The sequence below is a fragment of the Paenibacillus sp. NPDC056933 genome (genome assembly GCF_042674385.1).
GTDB lineage: Bacteria > Bacillota > Bacilli > Paenibacillales > Paenibacillaceae > Paenibacillus.
Genome location: NZ_JBHUQN010000003.1, coordinates 183592 through 197133 on the forward strand (window position 1 = coordinate 183592; position 13542 = coordinate 197133).

At 45.8% G+C, this 13542-nt stretch carries 16 protein-coding genes; 11 read left to right on the forward strand and 5 right to left on the reverse strand.

Features of this window, described 5'->3' with window-relative positions:
- The first annotated feature begins 26 nt into the window (after positions 1-26).
- Positions 27-395: a DUF4180 domain-containing protein gene (locus ACFTRD_RS21060; protein WP_379383415.1), complete on the forward strand. Its 369-nt coding sequence runs from the start codon at positions 27-29 to the stop codon at positions 393-395.
- Positions 396-464: 69 nt separating this feature from the next.
- On the opposite strand, the gene ACFTRD_RS21065 is transcribed toward ACFTRD_RS21060, so the two are convergent.
- Positions 465-638 (reverse strand): hypothetical protein, encoded by a 174-nt coding sequence (locus ACFTRD_RS21065; RefSeq protein WP_379383417.1) that lies wholly within the window; start codon positions 636-638, stop codon positions 465-467.
- 165 nt (positions 639-803) lie between these two features.
- Complete coding sequence (locus ACFTRD_RS21070; RefSeq protein ID WP_379383419.1) at positions 804-1406, reverse strand: TetR/AcrR family transcriptional regulator; 603 nt, start codon at positions 1404-1406, stop codon at positions 804-806.
- Between the two features lie 185 nt (positions 1407-1591).
- Between ACFTRD_RS21070 and ACFTRD_RS21075 the strand changes: the two genes are divergently transcribed.
- The 4 genes from ACFTRD_RS21075 (at position 1592) to ACFTRD_RS21090 (ending at position 4713) form a co-directional block, all read left to right on the forward strand.
- Positions 1592-2161: a hypothetical protein gene (locus ACFTRD_RS21075; protein ID WP_379383421.1), complete on the forward strand. Its 570-nt coding sequence runs from the start codon at positions 1592-1594 to the stop codon at positions 2159-2161.
- Complete coding sequence (locus tag ACFTRD_RS21080) at positions 2158-2847, forward strand: GNAT family N-acetyltransferase (RefSeq protein WP_379383423.1); 690 nt, start codon at positions 2158-2160, stop codon at positions 2845-2847. The genes ACFTRD_RS21075 and ACFTRD_RS21080 overlap by 4 nt, the downstream gene beginning before the upstream one ends.
- A gap of 209 nt (positions 2848-3056) precedes the next feature.
- Positions 3057-3539, forward strand: coding sequence for an SRPBCC family protein (locus tag ACFTRD_RS21085; RefSeq protein WP_379383425.1), 483 nt, complete (start codon positions 3057-3059; stop codon positions 3537-3539).
- A 25-nt stretch (positions 3540-3564) separates the two neighbouring features.
- Positions 3565-4713 carry an SGNH/GDSL hydrolase family protein gene (locus ACFTRD_RS21090; RefSeq protein WP_379384429.1) on the forward strand — a complete coding sequence of 383 codons (1149 nt, stop codon included), beginning with the start codon at positions 3565-3567 and terminating at the stop codon, positions 4711-4713.
- Between the two features lie 106 nt (positions 4714-4819).
- Here the strand turns inward: ACFTRD_RS21090 and ACFTRD_RS21095 are convergent, their stop codons facing one another.
- Positions 4820-5356, reverse strand: a complete 537-nt coding sequence (locus ACFTRD_RS21095; protein WP_379383427.1) for a dihydrofolate reductase family protein — start codon at positions 5354-5356, stop codon at positions 4820-4822.
- 73 nt (positions 5357-5429) lie between these two features.
- On the opposite strand from ACFTRD_RS21095, the gene ACFTRD_RS21100 reads away from it, so the two are divergent.
- The 3 genes from ACFTRD_RS21100 to ACFTRD_RS21110 all read left to right on the forward strand — a co-directional run bounded on the left by ACFTRD_RS21100 (position 5430) and on the right by ACFTRD_RS21110 (position 7492).
- Positions 5430-6332: a helix-turn-helix transcriptional regulator gene (locus tag ACFTRD_RS21100; protein ID WP_379383429.1), complete on the forward strand. Its 903-nt coding sequence runs from the start codon at positions 5430-5432 to the stop codon at positions 6330-6332.
- 320 nt (positions 6333-6652) lie between these two features.
- Positions 6653-6919: a CD3324 family protein gene (locus ACFTRD_RS21105; protein WP_379383431.1), complete on the forward strand. Its 267-nt coding sequence runs from the start codon at positions 6653-6655 to the stop codon at positions 6917-6919.
- Between the two features lie 186 nt (positions 6920-7105).
- Positions 7106-7492 carry a GNAT family N-acetyltransferase gene (locus tag ACFTRD_RS21110; protein ID WP_379383433.1) on the forward strand — a complete coding sequence of 129 codons (387 nt, stop codon included), beginning with the start codon at positions 7106-7108 and terminating at the stop codon, positions 7490-7492.
- Between the two features lie 275 nt (positions 7493-7767).
- Here ACFTRD_RS21110 and ACFTRD_RS21115 read toward each other — a convergent pair whose 3' ends face one another.
- Complete coding sequence (locus ACFTRD_RS21115; protein ID WP_379383435.1) at positions 7768-9213, reverse strand: DEAD/DEAH box helicase; 1446 nt, start codon at positions 9211-9213, stop codon at positions 7768-7770.
- A gap of 322 nt (positions 9214-9535) precedes the next feature.
- Positions 9536-9892 (reverse strand): hypothetical protein, encoded by a 357-nt coding sequence (locus ACFTRD_RS21120; RefSeq protein WP_379383437.1) that lies wholly within the window; start codon positions 9890-9892, stop codon positions 9536-9538.
- 430 nt (positions 9893-10322) lie between these two features.
- Between ACFTRD_RS21120 and ACFTRD_RS21125 the strand changes: the two genes are divergently transcribed.
- From ACFTRD_RS21125 to ACFTRD_RS21135, 3 genes are all read left to right on the forward strand, one after another.
- Positions 10323-11261, forward strand: coding sequence for a macrolide 2'-phosphotransferase (locus ACFTRD_RS21125; protein ID WP_379383439.1), 939 nt, complete (start codon positions 10323-10325; stop codon positions 11259-11261).
- A gap of 283 nt (positions 11262-11544) precedes the next feature.
- Positions 11545-12795 (forward strand): glycosyltransferase family protein, encoded by a 1251-nt coding sequence (locus tag ACFTRD_RS21130; RefSeq protein ID WP_379383441.1) that lies wholly within the window; start codon positions 11545-11547, stop codon positions 12793-12795.
- The gene (locus ACFTRD_RS21135) at positions 12792-13538 is read left to right on the forward strand and encodes an endonuclease/exonuclease/phosphatase family protein (RefSeq protein WP_379383444.1); all 747 of its coding nucleotides are present in this window, start codon (positions 12792-12794) and stop codon (positions 13536-13538) included. Before ACFTRD_RS21130 ends, ACFTRD_RS21135 begins: the two co-directional genes overlap by 4 nt.
- Positions 13539-13542 lie beyond the last annotated feature (4 nt).

A 13542-nucleotide genomic window follows, 5' to 3' on the forward strand; every position in this document is an offset into this window, starting at 1 on the left:
GAAAGGCTCGGGAAAGGAGAATTTAAATGAATATAACCATTGACCAACAGGGCAGCTCCAAGGTGGCCATCATCGAAAGCAGTGACATCGTTATTAACAACGTTCAAGACGCACTGGATTTGATGGCCTCTGTGAATTACACGGATAATGCCTATAAAATGCTAATCAACAAATCCAATCTCACCGAAGACTTCTTCGAATTGAAGACCAAACTTGCGGGTGACATTTTGCAGAAATACGTGAATTACCAGGTGAAACTGGCTATCGTCGGTGATTTTGATGGATATAACAGTAAGAGTCTTAGAGATTTCATCTATGAGTGCAACCGTGGCAAGCATGTTTTCTTTTTGAAAAACAAAGAGGAAGCGCTTCAGGCCTTGCATAACATCGAGTAATTCCACATTCAGAGTGGTAAGCCATGATCTATCCTTATGGAGGAGGTACCAGTATGATTGCAGATTTGGCTAGTACCGATTGGCACAGTGGCCTGTTTCGAACGTCATTGGAGGCACGCTGCGGACCGCACTCCCCGTCCAAAACAACGTTAAGGGGGCCAGATGTCCTGTTGTTCTGCCGTGTATCTTGAGGTTTTCCACATCAGATAACGTATACATCTGTAACTTGGAATTCGCCTTCACGATACATTTCTCCTATATAATCTTCGCCCCAAGAGGGTTCACCCAATTTGTTTACACTTCAAGAAAATGGTCAACATGTTGCTTGTGTTTCTGTAAAATCTATCCAGCAAGCTTGGTTTTCAGTTCGAAGAACTCTTCGGTAAAACATTTTTTTCATCCGATCTGCTACTCCTGCTTGTCCCTCTGTCCGACCAGACCATAAAAGAACAAATCCATTAGTTGATCCATATTCTGAGTCACGGCCTCTTGATTCGACGCTTTCCAATAACGACCCAGCTCATTTTTATACATTGTGAAGTACATCGTTATCATCTCAACCGTTTGATCTCTTTGAATATACCCCTCTTGCTTTCCCATTGCCACAAACCTCATATAAAATTGCATGATTTTCTGCTCGGTGTAACTTTCCATTAACTCTACCAAGCCACTCATCTCAGGGGATGGCGTTTTCTGAAACTCATCCGATATCATTTTTAGATTTTTGGCCTCCATCATCATGATTTCCTTGGTTTTTTCGGGGAAAGAGAGCTCTGAATCAAGAATGTTTTCGTATTGCTCCAACTGCTTGTCCATCCAGTTCATAAGCATATCGGAATAGAGCTGCTCTTTGGTTCTGAAGTAGTTATAAATGGTCGCAGGGGAAACTTTTGCATGTTGAGCGATTTCATTGACACTAACCTTCTGAAAGCCGAATTTTGAAAATAATTGAAAGGACACACGGTATATTTGCTCGATCTTTTTCTGTTTCCGTCGTTCATAGCCGTTCATCTTCTCCACCTCAAATGTAGTGTAGCTCAAGTTTTAGAGTAATTCAATATAATAAGTATAAATCTGTTGAAATCCTGATGTGATATAGTTATAATGTTTTTGTAGTCATTCACTATATATAGTCTATAACTTCATTTGCTTAGAAATACATTTTAAACATTCAATTAGGATAGGAGTGTATTTACATGAAACAAATACGGATTCCTACATTTCTGCATGATGTTTTTGGTGAGAAACAGAGCATTGCATCCCTATTAGCGGTACTGCTCTTTGGTGGTCTCCTGACCACAACGATGGGCCTGATCTTCCCGGAACTTACAGGGAACTTGCCAGTTTGGCGCATCGTTCTGGCGTTATTGCTCATTTTTGATATATTCTCCGGTTGTATAGCCAACTTCTCACCTTCTACCAGCAATTTTTACGCTACACGCAAAACCAATCGCATCGTATTTATTGCAATACATTTTCATATCGTGATTGTTGCGTTTCTATTGAATACGGATATTGGGTATGCAATAGGAATCTGGGCTTATACCATTCTGGGAGCATTTATCGTAAATTCCCTTATGGGTAAGCAATCACAACGATTTGTTGCAGGTTTGCTCCTGTCGATCGGCCTGGGTTGTATGCCCATGCTGCCAGATATGAAGCCGTATATGCTGATTACCTGTTCATTATTTATGCTTAAAGTGTTATTCAGCTTCGCCGTCGATCATTATGGCAGAACAACAAACAGCCTCGGTGAAGAAACATGAGCACTCCGTATACAATCGCCAGGCTAACGAAATCAGACAAACCTTCATTTGTATTCGTTTTGAGCAAAGCCTTTGCCCGAGATCCACTATTCCTGTACTTATTTGGTGATTCGGAGATGGATGAGAAGGCAAGGAGCCGTGTGATAGCTTTTGTTTCCTTTATGTTTGATAAAGCTTTTTTGGTCAGTGAGGAGGTCTGGGGGTTATTTGAAAATGAGTGCCTGCTCGGTGCATACATCGTAGAAAAACCAGAAAAGAACAAGCTTCAAAATATGAAAGAAGGATTTCTGCTCATGGGGCGGTTCATTCCGTTGTTTTTTCAAATGTCCGTAAAATCCTTATGGCTCCTTAATTCCTATATGCGAGTCACCAGATCCGCCGCTCCCCGGCTATCGCATCATTACCTCATTATGATTGGCGTAATACCTAAGTCTCAGGGAAAGGGAATTGGTAAATCGTTGCTGATGCACCTCATGAAAACAATTAATGGGGACACACATTCACAGGGAATTGCACTGGACACGGAAAACCAAGAAAATGTTAATATGTATCGCAAATGGGGATTTACCTTAAACAAAGAAACACACATCGATAATTTACGGGTGTATTGTATGTTTTATCATAAACAATCACATAACGTTAAAATTCCGAATGTTCTCGATGGATTAGGGAATCAACATTTGTGAATAACGGGATGAAATAAGGCATATTGAACAAATAATCAGGATGATGTGAGAGCGAGCGCCCCACCTGTCCAATAACAATAGTCAGCTGGAGTGCCGATATTGGGAGAACATGTGGAAACGAGTTGCTCCACATCATCCTGTTCATTCCCGGATTAATTCCACATTCAGAGTGGTAAGCCATGATCTATCCTTATGGAGGAGGTACCTTTATGATTGCAGATTTGAAGCTAGTACCGATTGGTACAATAGCCAGTTTCGAACGTCATTGGAAGTACTCTGTGGAAGAGGTATGGTCCTATTTAACGGAAAATGAAAAGCTCACAAAGTGGTTCTCCGAACTCGAAGTAACGGACCTTCGGGAAGGTGGGAGCATCAAGTTTAATATGCCGGATGGTACGTTCCTGGTTCTTCAAATTCTGGACTTTGTGCCGCATTCCGTTATTGAATACACCTGGGCAGAAGATCGGGTTCGGTTTGAGCTGCATCCAGAGCCGAATGGATGTCGGCTGCTGCTGATCGAAACCATTCATGCTATCACAAGTCATACACCTAAAGATCTAGCGGGGTGGCATGTGTGTCTGAGTGTCATTGGGGCATTACTCGCTGGCCGTACATTGGAATCACGTGAAGAGGAATGGGAAGCCTGGTATGAGAAGTATCAGGAGCATGTTGAAGATTTTCAGTCAATGTAGTCACAGGCTGCTGCCCCTCTGGGGCATGATCACAGGGGAGGAATGTATCGTGAAGGCGAATGACAAGTTACGAACTTATGCGCTATCTGATGTGGAAAACCTTAAAATACACGGAAGAACAACAGGAAGTAGAGCGCCCTTAACTTTGTTTTGGACCGGAAGTGCGGTTGAACTCAATGTAAAAGGCTCTGAGTTGTGGGTGGAGATTGAGTCCGATTATGACCTGTATGAGCCTTGGATCAGCATCCTGATTAACGGTGTCCCGGTGAGCAGACAGATGTTAATAGCAGGAAGGTATTGGGTCTGCGTATTCCGAGGTATGAACGAGAATGTGGTGAAACATGTACGTATCGTCAAAGATGTACAGGCCATGAATGGAGATCCAGGCTGCTACTTGCAAATACATGCGTTAAAAACGGATGGTGACTTCGTACCTGTAGAGGAAAAACCGTACAAGATTGAATTTATCGGCGACAGTATAACATCCGGAGAAGGTGCGATCGGGGCCAAAGCGGAAGAAGATTGGATTCCGATGTGGTTCAGCGCCATACATAATTATACGTATATGACTGCCGAAACGCTGAATGCAGAATACCGAGTCATCTCGCAGAGCGGGTGGGGTGTATTGACGAGTTGGGACAATAATCCGAATGCGAATATCCCTGATTATTACGAGCAAGTCTGTGGATTGTTGACCGGAGATAAGAACGCAGCACTTGGCGCAGGGGACAAGCATGATTTTAACTCCTGGCAGCCGGATGTAGTGGTCGTTAATCTGGGAAGCAATGATGGGGGGGCCTTTCAAACCCCGGCGTGGCAGGACCCCGTTACCGGAAAGGTGTACAAGCAACGCCTGAACGAAGACGGCACTTACCATGAAGAGGATCTGGCTGCTTTTGAGAATGCCGTGACCCGATTCTTGACCCAACTTCGAAAAAACAATCCAGAAGCGCATCTCGTATGGGCATACGGCATGCTTGGATTCCCGATGATGCCAGCGATTTATCGTGCTGTTGACGCTTATACGAAACAGGCTGGGGATACGAAAGTCTCGGTTATACAGCTTCCCAATACGACCGAGGAGACAGTAGGTGCCAGAAGTCATCCGGGTGAGTTGTCCCATAGAAGGACAGCTGATGCATTAGCGGAATATCTAAAGGGAATTTTAAATTAATAAGTTATGTTTAAAAAATGAGCAAAGCCAGATCTCTCTTGACTAGAGAGGTCTGGCTTTTGTTTTGCAGCGGTCTTTGGACAACTGAAAGGAATGTTAAACTACGTTATTTCCTTTGTACCTGGTAGCGGATCGAAACGATCTGCCCCAGTGTCTGTGTATGAATCATTTTAAAAAGGCTTGGTACCGTTCCTGTTGGAAACAGGGGGATTCCTTTGCCAAGAACCTTAGGAATAATGGCAATCTCAACCTCATCGAGCAGTTGTTGTTCCAGAACGGCTTGCACCAGCTGGCCTCCGCCAACAATCCAAATGTCACCGCTGGAGTCCTGCTTCAATCGGGGAATCAGGTGTTCCACAGCCTCGTCCGTAAATTGTACATGCGGTGCAGGGGCTTGTTTGGAACGGGAAAGTACATACGTCGGGCGATCCGCATAAGGGAAATCCTCTGACAGCTTGAGCACCTCTTCATACGTAAGACGTCCCATGACCACCGATCCAATCGTTGAATAAAACTCGCCATACCCGTTATCGCCACCATCGCCTTCCACATCGAACAGCCAATCCACCGAACCATCCGGTCTGGCAATGTACCCATCCAGACTCATCGCAATGTATAGCACTGTTTTGTTATTTGACATCATTCATCGCTCCTTTCTAAACTGTATGATACACTTCAATTATGACAAAACATGACGCAATTAGGTGGTCCAGTCCATGAATAATAGAAAGCTTGCCATTATGCGACTTATGGATTCAAGAAAAAAGTTCACAGCCCGTGAATTGGCTGAGCGCTTTCAGGTGTCGATTCGCACGATTCAGCGAGATCTGAATGATCTGCAGGAGATGGGGTTTCCTTTGTACACAGAGGTTGGAGTGAACGGGGGTTACCGAGTGCTTCCTAATCGAATTTTGCCACCTCTTCAGCTTACCCAGCATGAGGCGCTGGGGCTGTTTATGATGATTGAATATTTGGAGAACGTCCCGGATTTTCCGTATGGTTCGATTCGTACGCATTTGGGCGAAGAGTACTTCTCCACCTTGCCCCAGGACGTGCAGGATCTGATTACACGCATGAGGGAACATATCACATTTGTCCAACATCCGGGTGAGCATACCGAGTCATTAACAACAGAGATATTAGGCGCGGCGGTGGAACAAAGAGAGATTGAATTTATGTATCATTCCCGGCAGGGATATAAAAAAGTACAGGTCGTTCCCATCGGCATCTATTACGATCACGGGTATTGGTACATGCCGGCTCGTCGGAAGGATCGGGTGTTGTTGTATCGGGTGGATCGCATACAGAAGCTGATCATGCTGGATTCTATCGACGAGTCGGTTCCAAGTTTGCAAGCATGGCTGGAGTCCAAGGATGACAGGGAGAGCGTGGAAGTTGTACTGCAATTCACGGATTTTGGCGCGAGGCTGGCAGGATCGGATGTACTGTTTAACTCGGTTGAAGGTAATGAGTGGCGAGGAGGAGTTCCACCTGAGGAATTCCCTTTTACAGCGCGGAAGCTGCTCTCCTATGGGCCTGAAGTAAAGGTGATTGAGCCGCTGGAGCTGCAGAAACAAGTCAGAGATATGCTGGAGCGGAGTTTAAATCAGTACCCGTAAGTCGAAGGTGATCTGTGGGCAGGCCAATAAGCCAGGGAAAGTCCTTGATTGAAGGATAACGTGTTACCTGTATTGAAACTATAAGAATGCACATAGCGATAATATTTTACCAGACATGAATTACGGAATGGGGGGCTACCATGATTCAATTCATAAGAAATTTCACGATCCGCTCTATGCAGAGTCCAGGCGATGAACAACGGCGGTTGTTTGCATAGAGCTTGTAATCCATTTCCGCCATGCCAGTATAGTTCGCCTAAGATGCGTTCATCGGTTGACTCTGCTGCCTTAAAGATCTAACTTTTAAGGAGTGGAGCGATATGAAGTATATTAATGCAGATACCATCTTCCCGGAAGAGTTATTGAAGGAAATACAGCGCCATGTCCCCGGTGGGCTAGTGTATATCCCCAAACCGAAGGAAGCCCATCAAAGGTGGGGCGAGGGTTCTGGAAGCAAGATGCTTTTGAAACAAAGGAACGATGAGATCCGCCAACTATTTGCTGCGGGTATGTCCATTGACCAACTTATAGAGCAATTTTGTCTGTCCATCGACAGTATCAAAAAAATTGTATATTCCAAAAAGTGATTTAAAGGATAGAGCTGCATTCGTGAAATCGAATGTGGCTTTTTAATTAACGCATAACAATGAGGCATATATTATCAAAAATATGTATCCTCTATACCTCATGATTTATCCGGACATTATGGTCTGGATGCAGAACACACTGCGAATCAACATGGGATTTTCGAGGAGAGTAACGAGTTCAAAACGTTGCAAGATCAATATGATGTCCAGAACATATGGTGGGAAAAACCGAACGTCCTCTATGCATTTTTGATTAGAGTAGATGGCGTACCCGCAGGTTTTGTATTTGTGGCTACTGCGCCTCATTGTTCGGCAGACACGGATTTCTTTGTACATGAATTTTTTCTAATGCAGCCATTCAGAGGTGTGGGGATTGCAGAGTACGCTGCAAAAGAGGTATTCCGGAGATATCCGGGCCGATGGGAGATATTTACGAATCCTTCAGAGAAAAATAGAGTAGGTCAACACTTTTGGCGAAAGACCGTATCGAACTATACGCAAGGAAATTACAAGGAGCAACATGAGCAAACCTATGATGGGGAAAAGCTGATCTTCAGATTTTTAAATCATTAAATTCCTGTCCCGTGAACGAAAAGTCATGGGGCTAATTTAACGTAATCAAAGTAACAGAATCAAGCTCACTCTGCACCTCTAAATCAGTGAGAGTGAGCACCCCGGTTGTAGATACGTTATAACCATTGGTATTACTGATCCTCGTGCTACTTAGAACATCTAGTCATATGGGATCATATAGAGACAAGCATTGAAATGACAGAAAAAAAGGGATGGCAGACTTAAAAAGTCGCTGTCCCTTTTTGCACACCTGTTAGTCTACCCTGCTTACCAATCTATTTATGACCTTTGCGGACCTTGAGTTGCATGCGTTTGATTGTTGTATTCTGCATAACCTCAAGCACGAGTGGGCCTTTGCCGTTCAGAATTTCCACATCGGTTACATTATCCAGAATGGTAATAATCCCGATGTCGTCTGCCGTGACGCCTTCAATTTTGGCGATCGTGCCCACGAAGTCTACCGCCCGGAGTTTCTTTTTCTTGCCTCCGTTGAAGTTCAGCTTCATGATCTGTTGGTTCAACTGTTCACGCTTGTCTTTTTTGCGTTCTGGCACGATCTTCAACCGTTTCTCGAACGCTTCCCGACGACGGTCAACAGCTTCCTCGGAAGGAGCTTTCACGACAGGAATTGCAAATCCGATATACGATTCGATCTCGGCCAGACGTCTGCCATCCTTCGGGGTAACCAAGGTAAAGGCTTTACCTGTTTTCCCGGCGCGACCCGTACGACCTGTACGGTGCACGTAGCCTTCTTTTTCCAAAGGAATATCGTAGTTGATGACATGGGTAATATTCGTGATATCAATCCCCCGGGCAGCTACATCTGTTGCAATCAGATAACGGAATTGTCCTCTTCTGAATGCATTCATCACTTCGATGCGCTCATCCTGCTCCATGCCTCCGTGGATGCGATCCGCTGGATAATCGAGGTCAGCCATGACCCGGAACAGTTTATCCACGTTCTCTTGCGTACGACAAAACACGATACAGCTATCCGGGTTCTCGACAATAAGCAGGTCCTGTAGGAGCGCCGTCTTGTTCACCTCTGGTACGTGAATCACAGCATGTTCAATCGTGGCTGTTGTAAGACCGCTAGCCTTGATCTCAATCTCTACCGGATTGTTCATGTATTTACGTGACAGCTTAGCTACATCCTCAGGGAACGTAGCGGAAAATAACATCGTCACTCGCTCGCTCGGCAGTGCCTGAATAATGGACTGTACTGTCTCGATGAAGCCCATATTCAGCATCTCATCGGCTTCGTCAATAACCAGGTATGAGATCCGATCCAGCGGCAGGGTGCCGCGTTCGATATGGTCCAGTACCCGTCCAGGTGTGCCTACAGCGACATGCGTTCTTTGTTTTAACTCGGCTTTTTGGACATGAAAAGGAGACTGACCATATAGTGCGGTTGCTTTAATACGCTTAAAGCGACCGATATTGGTAATATCTTCGTTGACTTGCAAAGCCAGCTCGCGGGTTGGCGTGAGTATCAAAGCCTGAGGCTTGTTTTCGTTCCAATCTACCAGCTCACAGATTGGAATGCCGTAGGCGGCTGTTTTCCCGCTGCCTGTTTGGGATTTGACCACAAGATCTTTATTTTCAAGGGCTACTGGAATAACTTTGGTCTGAACCTCCGTTGGGGTTTCATAGCCCAGGCTATCCAGCGCTTTTACGATTTCTTCGCCAAGTCCATAATCTTTAAATTGTTGCTTACTCATCGTTAACCTCTTTTACGTTAGTTTTGAATACAAGAGCATATTGCATAATTCCTTAAAGTGACTTGTACAAGGGAGCGTTTAGTATCGAATTATTCAATATGCTTATATACAAGCATTGCACCGTACATTTATCGTATACCTCTTCATTATACTCTATATATAGGTTTGCTAACGGAGTAATTGCAGTGAGCAACAAGATTATTGTCACTTTTCGGGGCTAAGGTCTGTCGCTGTTCTTCTATGAAAGCCATCACTTCTGAAAATGAAGGTGTATCAAAGCGTTCCACGTGAAAACGAAATGTATCGGTTGCTATGCCTTTTGTTAATGAATAACCATTTTCCTGGCTTTGGTCTGCGGAGGAGAAGATTTGGCGATAGACGGACCTGTCCACACTTCAGCTCTGCGTCCAACCAATGTTCCATCCAAAGGGACAGAGACGGTCTCACCATTGATGATAAGTTCGGCATTTGTATGAAGTGAAATCAAGATGGGGCCTGATTCAACACCGTTATCTTCTTCATTATGGATGAGGACTTGTCCCTTTTCTTCAACAAAATCCGTGATCACTCCGCTAACAGGAGCTTTCCCCTCCTCCTTTTCTGCTGATTCTTCTGAACATCCTAACGTTAACAGAAGCAAAATGAGCGGCATTAGGGACAATTTTCGCACAACGGACACTCGTTACTCACCTCTTCCTTTGTAATGGTTCTATACGTATGACGGTTTCTGAGCCACCAAAGTTCCTGCACATCGCTGAAAAAGAACGGAAATATCCTCAATTTCATCTGGAACCGGGAAATGGAATATGTTAACATATGGGTAACTTACGGAACGGAGGGATATGTGTGGCAAATTTTATCCGATTGAGATAGTATGGCGAAACATTTGTTTGCGCTTGCTGTATTTCTGCCTGTGTGCAGCTCATCGGGATCGGTTTGCCTATTTACACGTATGCCGCTAGTCATTAAAGAAACACTCGTTTAGAGTGGTTTTTTGGTGTACTACTATTTTATTGCGAGCATTCAGGTATACCCAATATCCGAAATAGACTGCACAGGCATGGATGTCTGTGTTTCTTATTTTATTGAGGAAAAGGGGAGATCCTGAAATGACAAAATCGAACGTGAATGAGCAGTTGGAATTTCAAAAGGAACTAACATCTTTAGCTGCACAGAACGGGCTTCAGATTGCTGAGGAATCCGTGATAATCAATGAGTCCGGTATGGACTTTCGTGTAGGGTTTGCCACCGATGAACAGGGACAACAGTGGATACTGCGCCAGCCACGGCGCGAGGATGTATGGGAGCGGGCTGTAAATGAGCGCAAGGTGCTGGAGGTTGTAAAAAGGCATCTGCCGATAGAGGTACCGGAGTGGCGGATCTTTACGCCGGAGCTGATCGCTTATCCTTTACTTGTTGGAGAACCGATCGCCGTAGTTGATCCGGCAGGGGGAGGGTACGCTTGGCGTTTTTCGCAGGAAAGCCTATTCGAAGATTTTTTCGATTCGCTCGCTGCTACCCTCGCCGCATTGCATAACATTGATCCTGATGAGGCGGTAAAGGGCGGAGTGCGCAGCAAGACGCCTACAGAAGCTCGTGAAGCTTTTGCAGCCAATATTGAGGAGATTAAACAAAGCTTTGCGGTACCAGATCAACTGGCCAGTCGGTGGGAAACGTGGCTGACAACGGACAGCTATTGGCCTGAGCACTCAACGTTCAATCACGGTGATCTGCACCCACCGCACATTATCGTCAACGATGCCCAGCGGGTAACGGGGTTAATTGACTGGACAGAAGCAGAGATCGCCGACCCGGGTAAGGATTTTGTCATCTATTATGCGCTCTTCGAAGAGGAAGGCTTGCGGGATTTGCTCAATCGCTATGAGCAGGCAGGGGGAAGGACGTGGCCTCGGATGCTGGAGCATATTCGGGAGCAGTGGGCGGCATACCCGGCAGTTGTGGCAAAGTTTGCGTTAATTACTGGAGAAGAGTCCAATATGGAAATGGCGAGAGGTATGCTTGCGAACTGGGATGTGAAACAGGGCTAAAATTCTAAGCCAAAGTTAGAAACTGAAAAAGCGATCCCTCCATTGTTGTGGGGGATCGCTTTTTGGTTTGTTCTTGATCCAGGGTTTGTTATGTACGACCTGGCAGCAAAAGCCTAGAGGGGAGTAAAACTCTTACGCTATAACAGCGGTTATAGAATGGGCTCTTTTAGTATCTAACTGGAGGTAGACGCGGTGAATGGACGCCTATGTTATTCTCTTTCTGGATGATTGGTGTGCTTCTTTTCAAGTGATACAGAAAGGTGATACGGAAAGGGGGGTGTCCATGACATTTGGTTATCTTTTAAGGGATGCAGGTTTGGCTAAGCCACGGGTGCTCGTCGTTGGGCAAGGCGGGAACGCTACCGGTTACGCCCGGGTTCTGGAGAGCCTGGCTGGTTACCTGAAGGATGATTTTGATCTGGTCTACTTTGCCATCAGTGACTATGGTGATGTGTCACGTGATACCACATGGAAGCTGGAAATCAATCAGATGCTGGGTGACAAGTACGGCTGCTTGCAATTGCCGGGGCTATTACGTAAATATCGGCCTGATCTGGTGCTGATGTGCGATGATCTTGGTTTTTATGGACTGCATGAAGAAGCACTTCGGCATTATGAGGGAATCACGGTTGTATACTGTCCGATCGATACCCCGGTGGATTCATCCCGATTGAGGGCATTGAGTTATGCCGATGTAGTAGTCACTTACACACATTTTGGATTCAATATGGTATCCCAGGCCTTTGAACAAGAGAGGAGTCGGGGCGTACATGTCGGAAGCCCGCGGATGTACATTCTTCCTCACGGGGTGGAGACATCGCAGTTCTACCCATTGTCATCCCGGCCGCTTCAGAAGCAAGGACTGACAAGAGAAAGACGTCATGCACGGATGTTCATGTTTCCAGATCGACCGGATCTGCAGGACGCATTCATTGTACTGAATGCCAATCGTAACGGACAACGAAAAAGGGTGGATATTACCCTTGAGGCTTTTGCCGAGTTTGCTCAGGGCAAGCCGGATGTCTATCTCTATTTGCACATGGGGATGCGCGATTGCGGTGTTGACGTGCTCAAACTGGCGAGCGAGTACGGCATTATGGACCGACTATTGACAACAACCCGTGACAGGCAAAGGCCGCGTACAAACGAAATCGATCTGAACCTTATATACAACTCAGCTGATGTGGGGCTAAACACCAGCAGTGGCGAAGGATGGGGACTCGTTGCTTTTGAACATGCGGCCACCGGGGCAGCCCAGGTGGTGCCGGATCACAGTGCCTGCGGAGAATTGTGGCGGGCGGAAGGAATCTGTATTCCTTCCAAGCCAGAGACAGGAAACATGCCCGTGGTGTCTGCCAAGACAACTGCCCAAGTTCTGGAGGAATTGTATACCTCCCCTGTTTATCTGGAAGACCGATCCTGGCAGGCCTATCAATACGCAACTTCTCTGGAATGGAGGTGGCAGGAAATCGCAAAGCGCTGGAAACAACTGTTTCACCAGGAATTGCAGAGATTGGAGGAAAAAACGCATTGAAGCTATCCCTTTTGACATGGAATATGCAAGGAAAGGACTCCAAGGACCCGGATAAAATGGGCAATAAAATGAGCGCGCTGAAGAACTGGTTATTTTCCGGAGCTGTCGAAAATCCGATCATTTGTCTTCAGGAGTGCGGCAAGCTTGATGAGTTCAAACAATTGAGACCCATTAGTCCCAAATCCTCCGTATCCGCCGGAGATATCCGTTTTAGTTCAAGGCAGGTAATGTTTGTGGTCTACTACGAGGCGGAGGTCGATAACAATCGGACCAATCTGGCCATTGTGACCCGAGCGGATCTGGCAACCGGGAATGTGGAAGCTATCCTCCCGCCACCGCGTCAATCTGGACTTCGTTCTGTTGTTGGTATGGAGATAGCCCATACTGGAGGGTTGTATATCTACTCCCAGCATGCTCCGTCCTCAAATCCCAAGTTTGCTTCGAGGTATACCCGGCTTATGTTACCCAAAATTAGAAATTCACAATGGATCTATGCCGGAGATTTCAACTGCGAGCCTTCCGAGCTGGATCAGGGAACAGGGGACTGGCAGCAAGACTGGATCGTTACGGCGGGTTCGGAGCAAACCCAGATCAGCGGTGGCAAGCTGGATTATGTAGTCAGCCGAAATATGCTGTCCTCCATTCCAGGTAACGGAATTCGCTGGATCAGGGAAATTCCCGGCAAAGCCGACAATTTTGTATCGGATCACTATGTTCAATATTTTGAAGTTACGCTGAAATAAGAGC

Coding starts and splice junctions, on each gene's coding strand:
- ACFTRD_RS21075 (WP_379383421.1), top strand. CDS start 1,592: ATGAAACAAATACGGATTCCTACATTTCTGCATGATGTTTTTGGTGAG.
- ACFTRD_RS21130 (WP_379383441.1), top strand. CDS start 11,545: ATGACATTTGGTTATCTTTTAAGGGATGCAGGTTTGGCTAAGCCACGG.
- ACFTRD_RS21085 (WP_379383425.1), top strand. CDS start 3,057: ATGATTGCAGATTTGAAGCTAGTACCGATTGGTACAATAGCCAGTTTC.
- ACFTRD_RS21115 (WP_379383435.1), bottom strand. CDS start 9,213: ATGAGTAAGCAACAATTTAAAGATTATGGACTTGGCGAAGAAATCGTA.
- ACFTRD_RS21060 (WP_379383415.1), top strand. CDS start 27: ATGAATATAACCATTGACCAACAGGGCAGCTCCAAGGTGGCCATCATC.
- ACFTRD_RS21100 (WP_379383429.1), top strand. CDS start 5,430: ATGAATAATAGAAAGCTTGCCATTATGCGACTTATGGATTCAAGAAAA.
- ACFTRD_RS21090 (WP_379384429.1), top strand. CDS start 3,565: ATGATCACAGGGGAGGAATGTATCGTGAAGGCGAATGACAAGTTACGA.
- ACFTRD_RS21105 (WP_379383431.1), top strand. CDS start 6,653: ATGAAGTATATTAATGCAGATACCATCTTCCCGGAAGAGTTATTGAAG.
- ACFTRD_RS21125 (WP_379383439.1), top strand. CDS start 10,323: ATGACAAAATCGAACGTGAATGAGCAGTTGGAATTTCAAAAGGAACTA.
- ACFTRD_RS21095 (WP_379383427.1), bottom strand. CDS start 5,356: ATGATGTCAAATAACAAAACAGTGCTATACATTGCGATGAGTCTGGAT.
- ACFTRD_RS21070 (WP_379383419.1), bottom strand. CDS start 1,406: ATGAACGGCTATGAACGACGGAAACAGAAAAAGATCGAGCAAATATAC.
- ACFTRD_RS21080 (WP_379383423.1), top strand. CDS start 2,158: ATGAGCACTCCGTATACAATCGCCAGGCTAACGAAATCAGACAAACCT.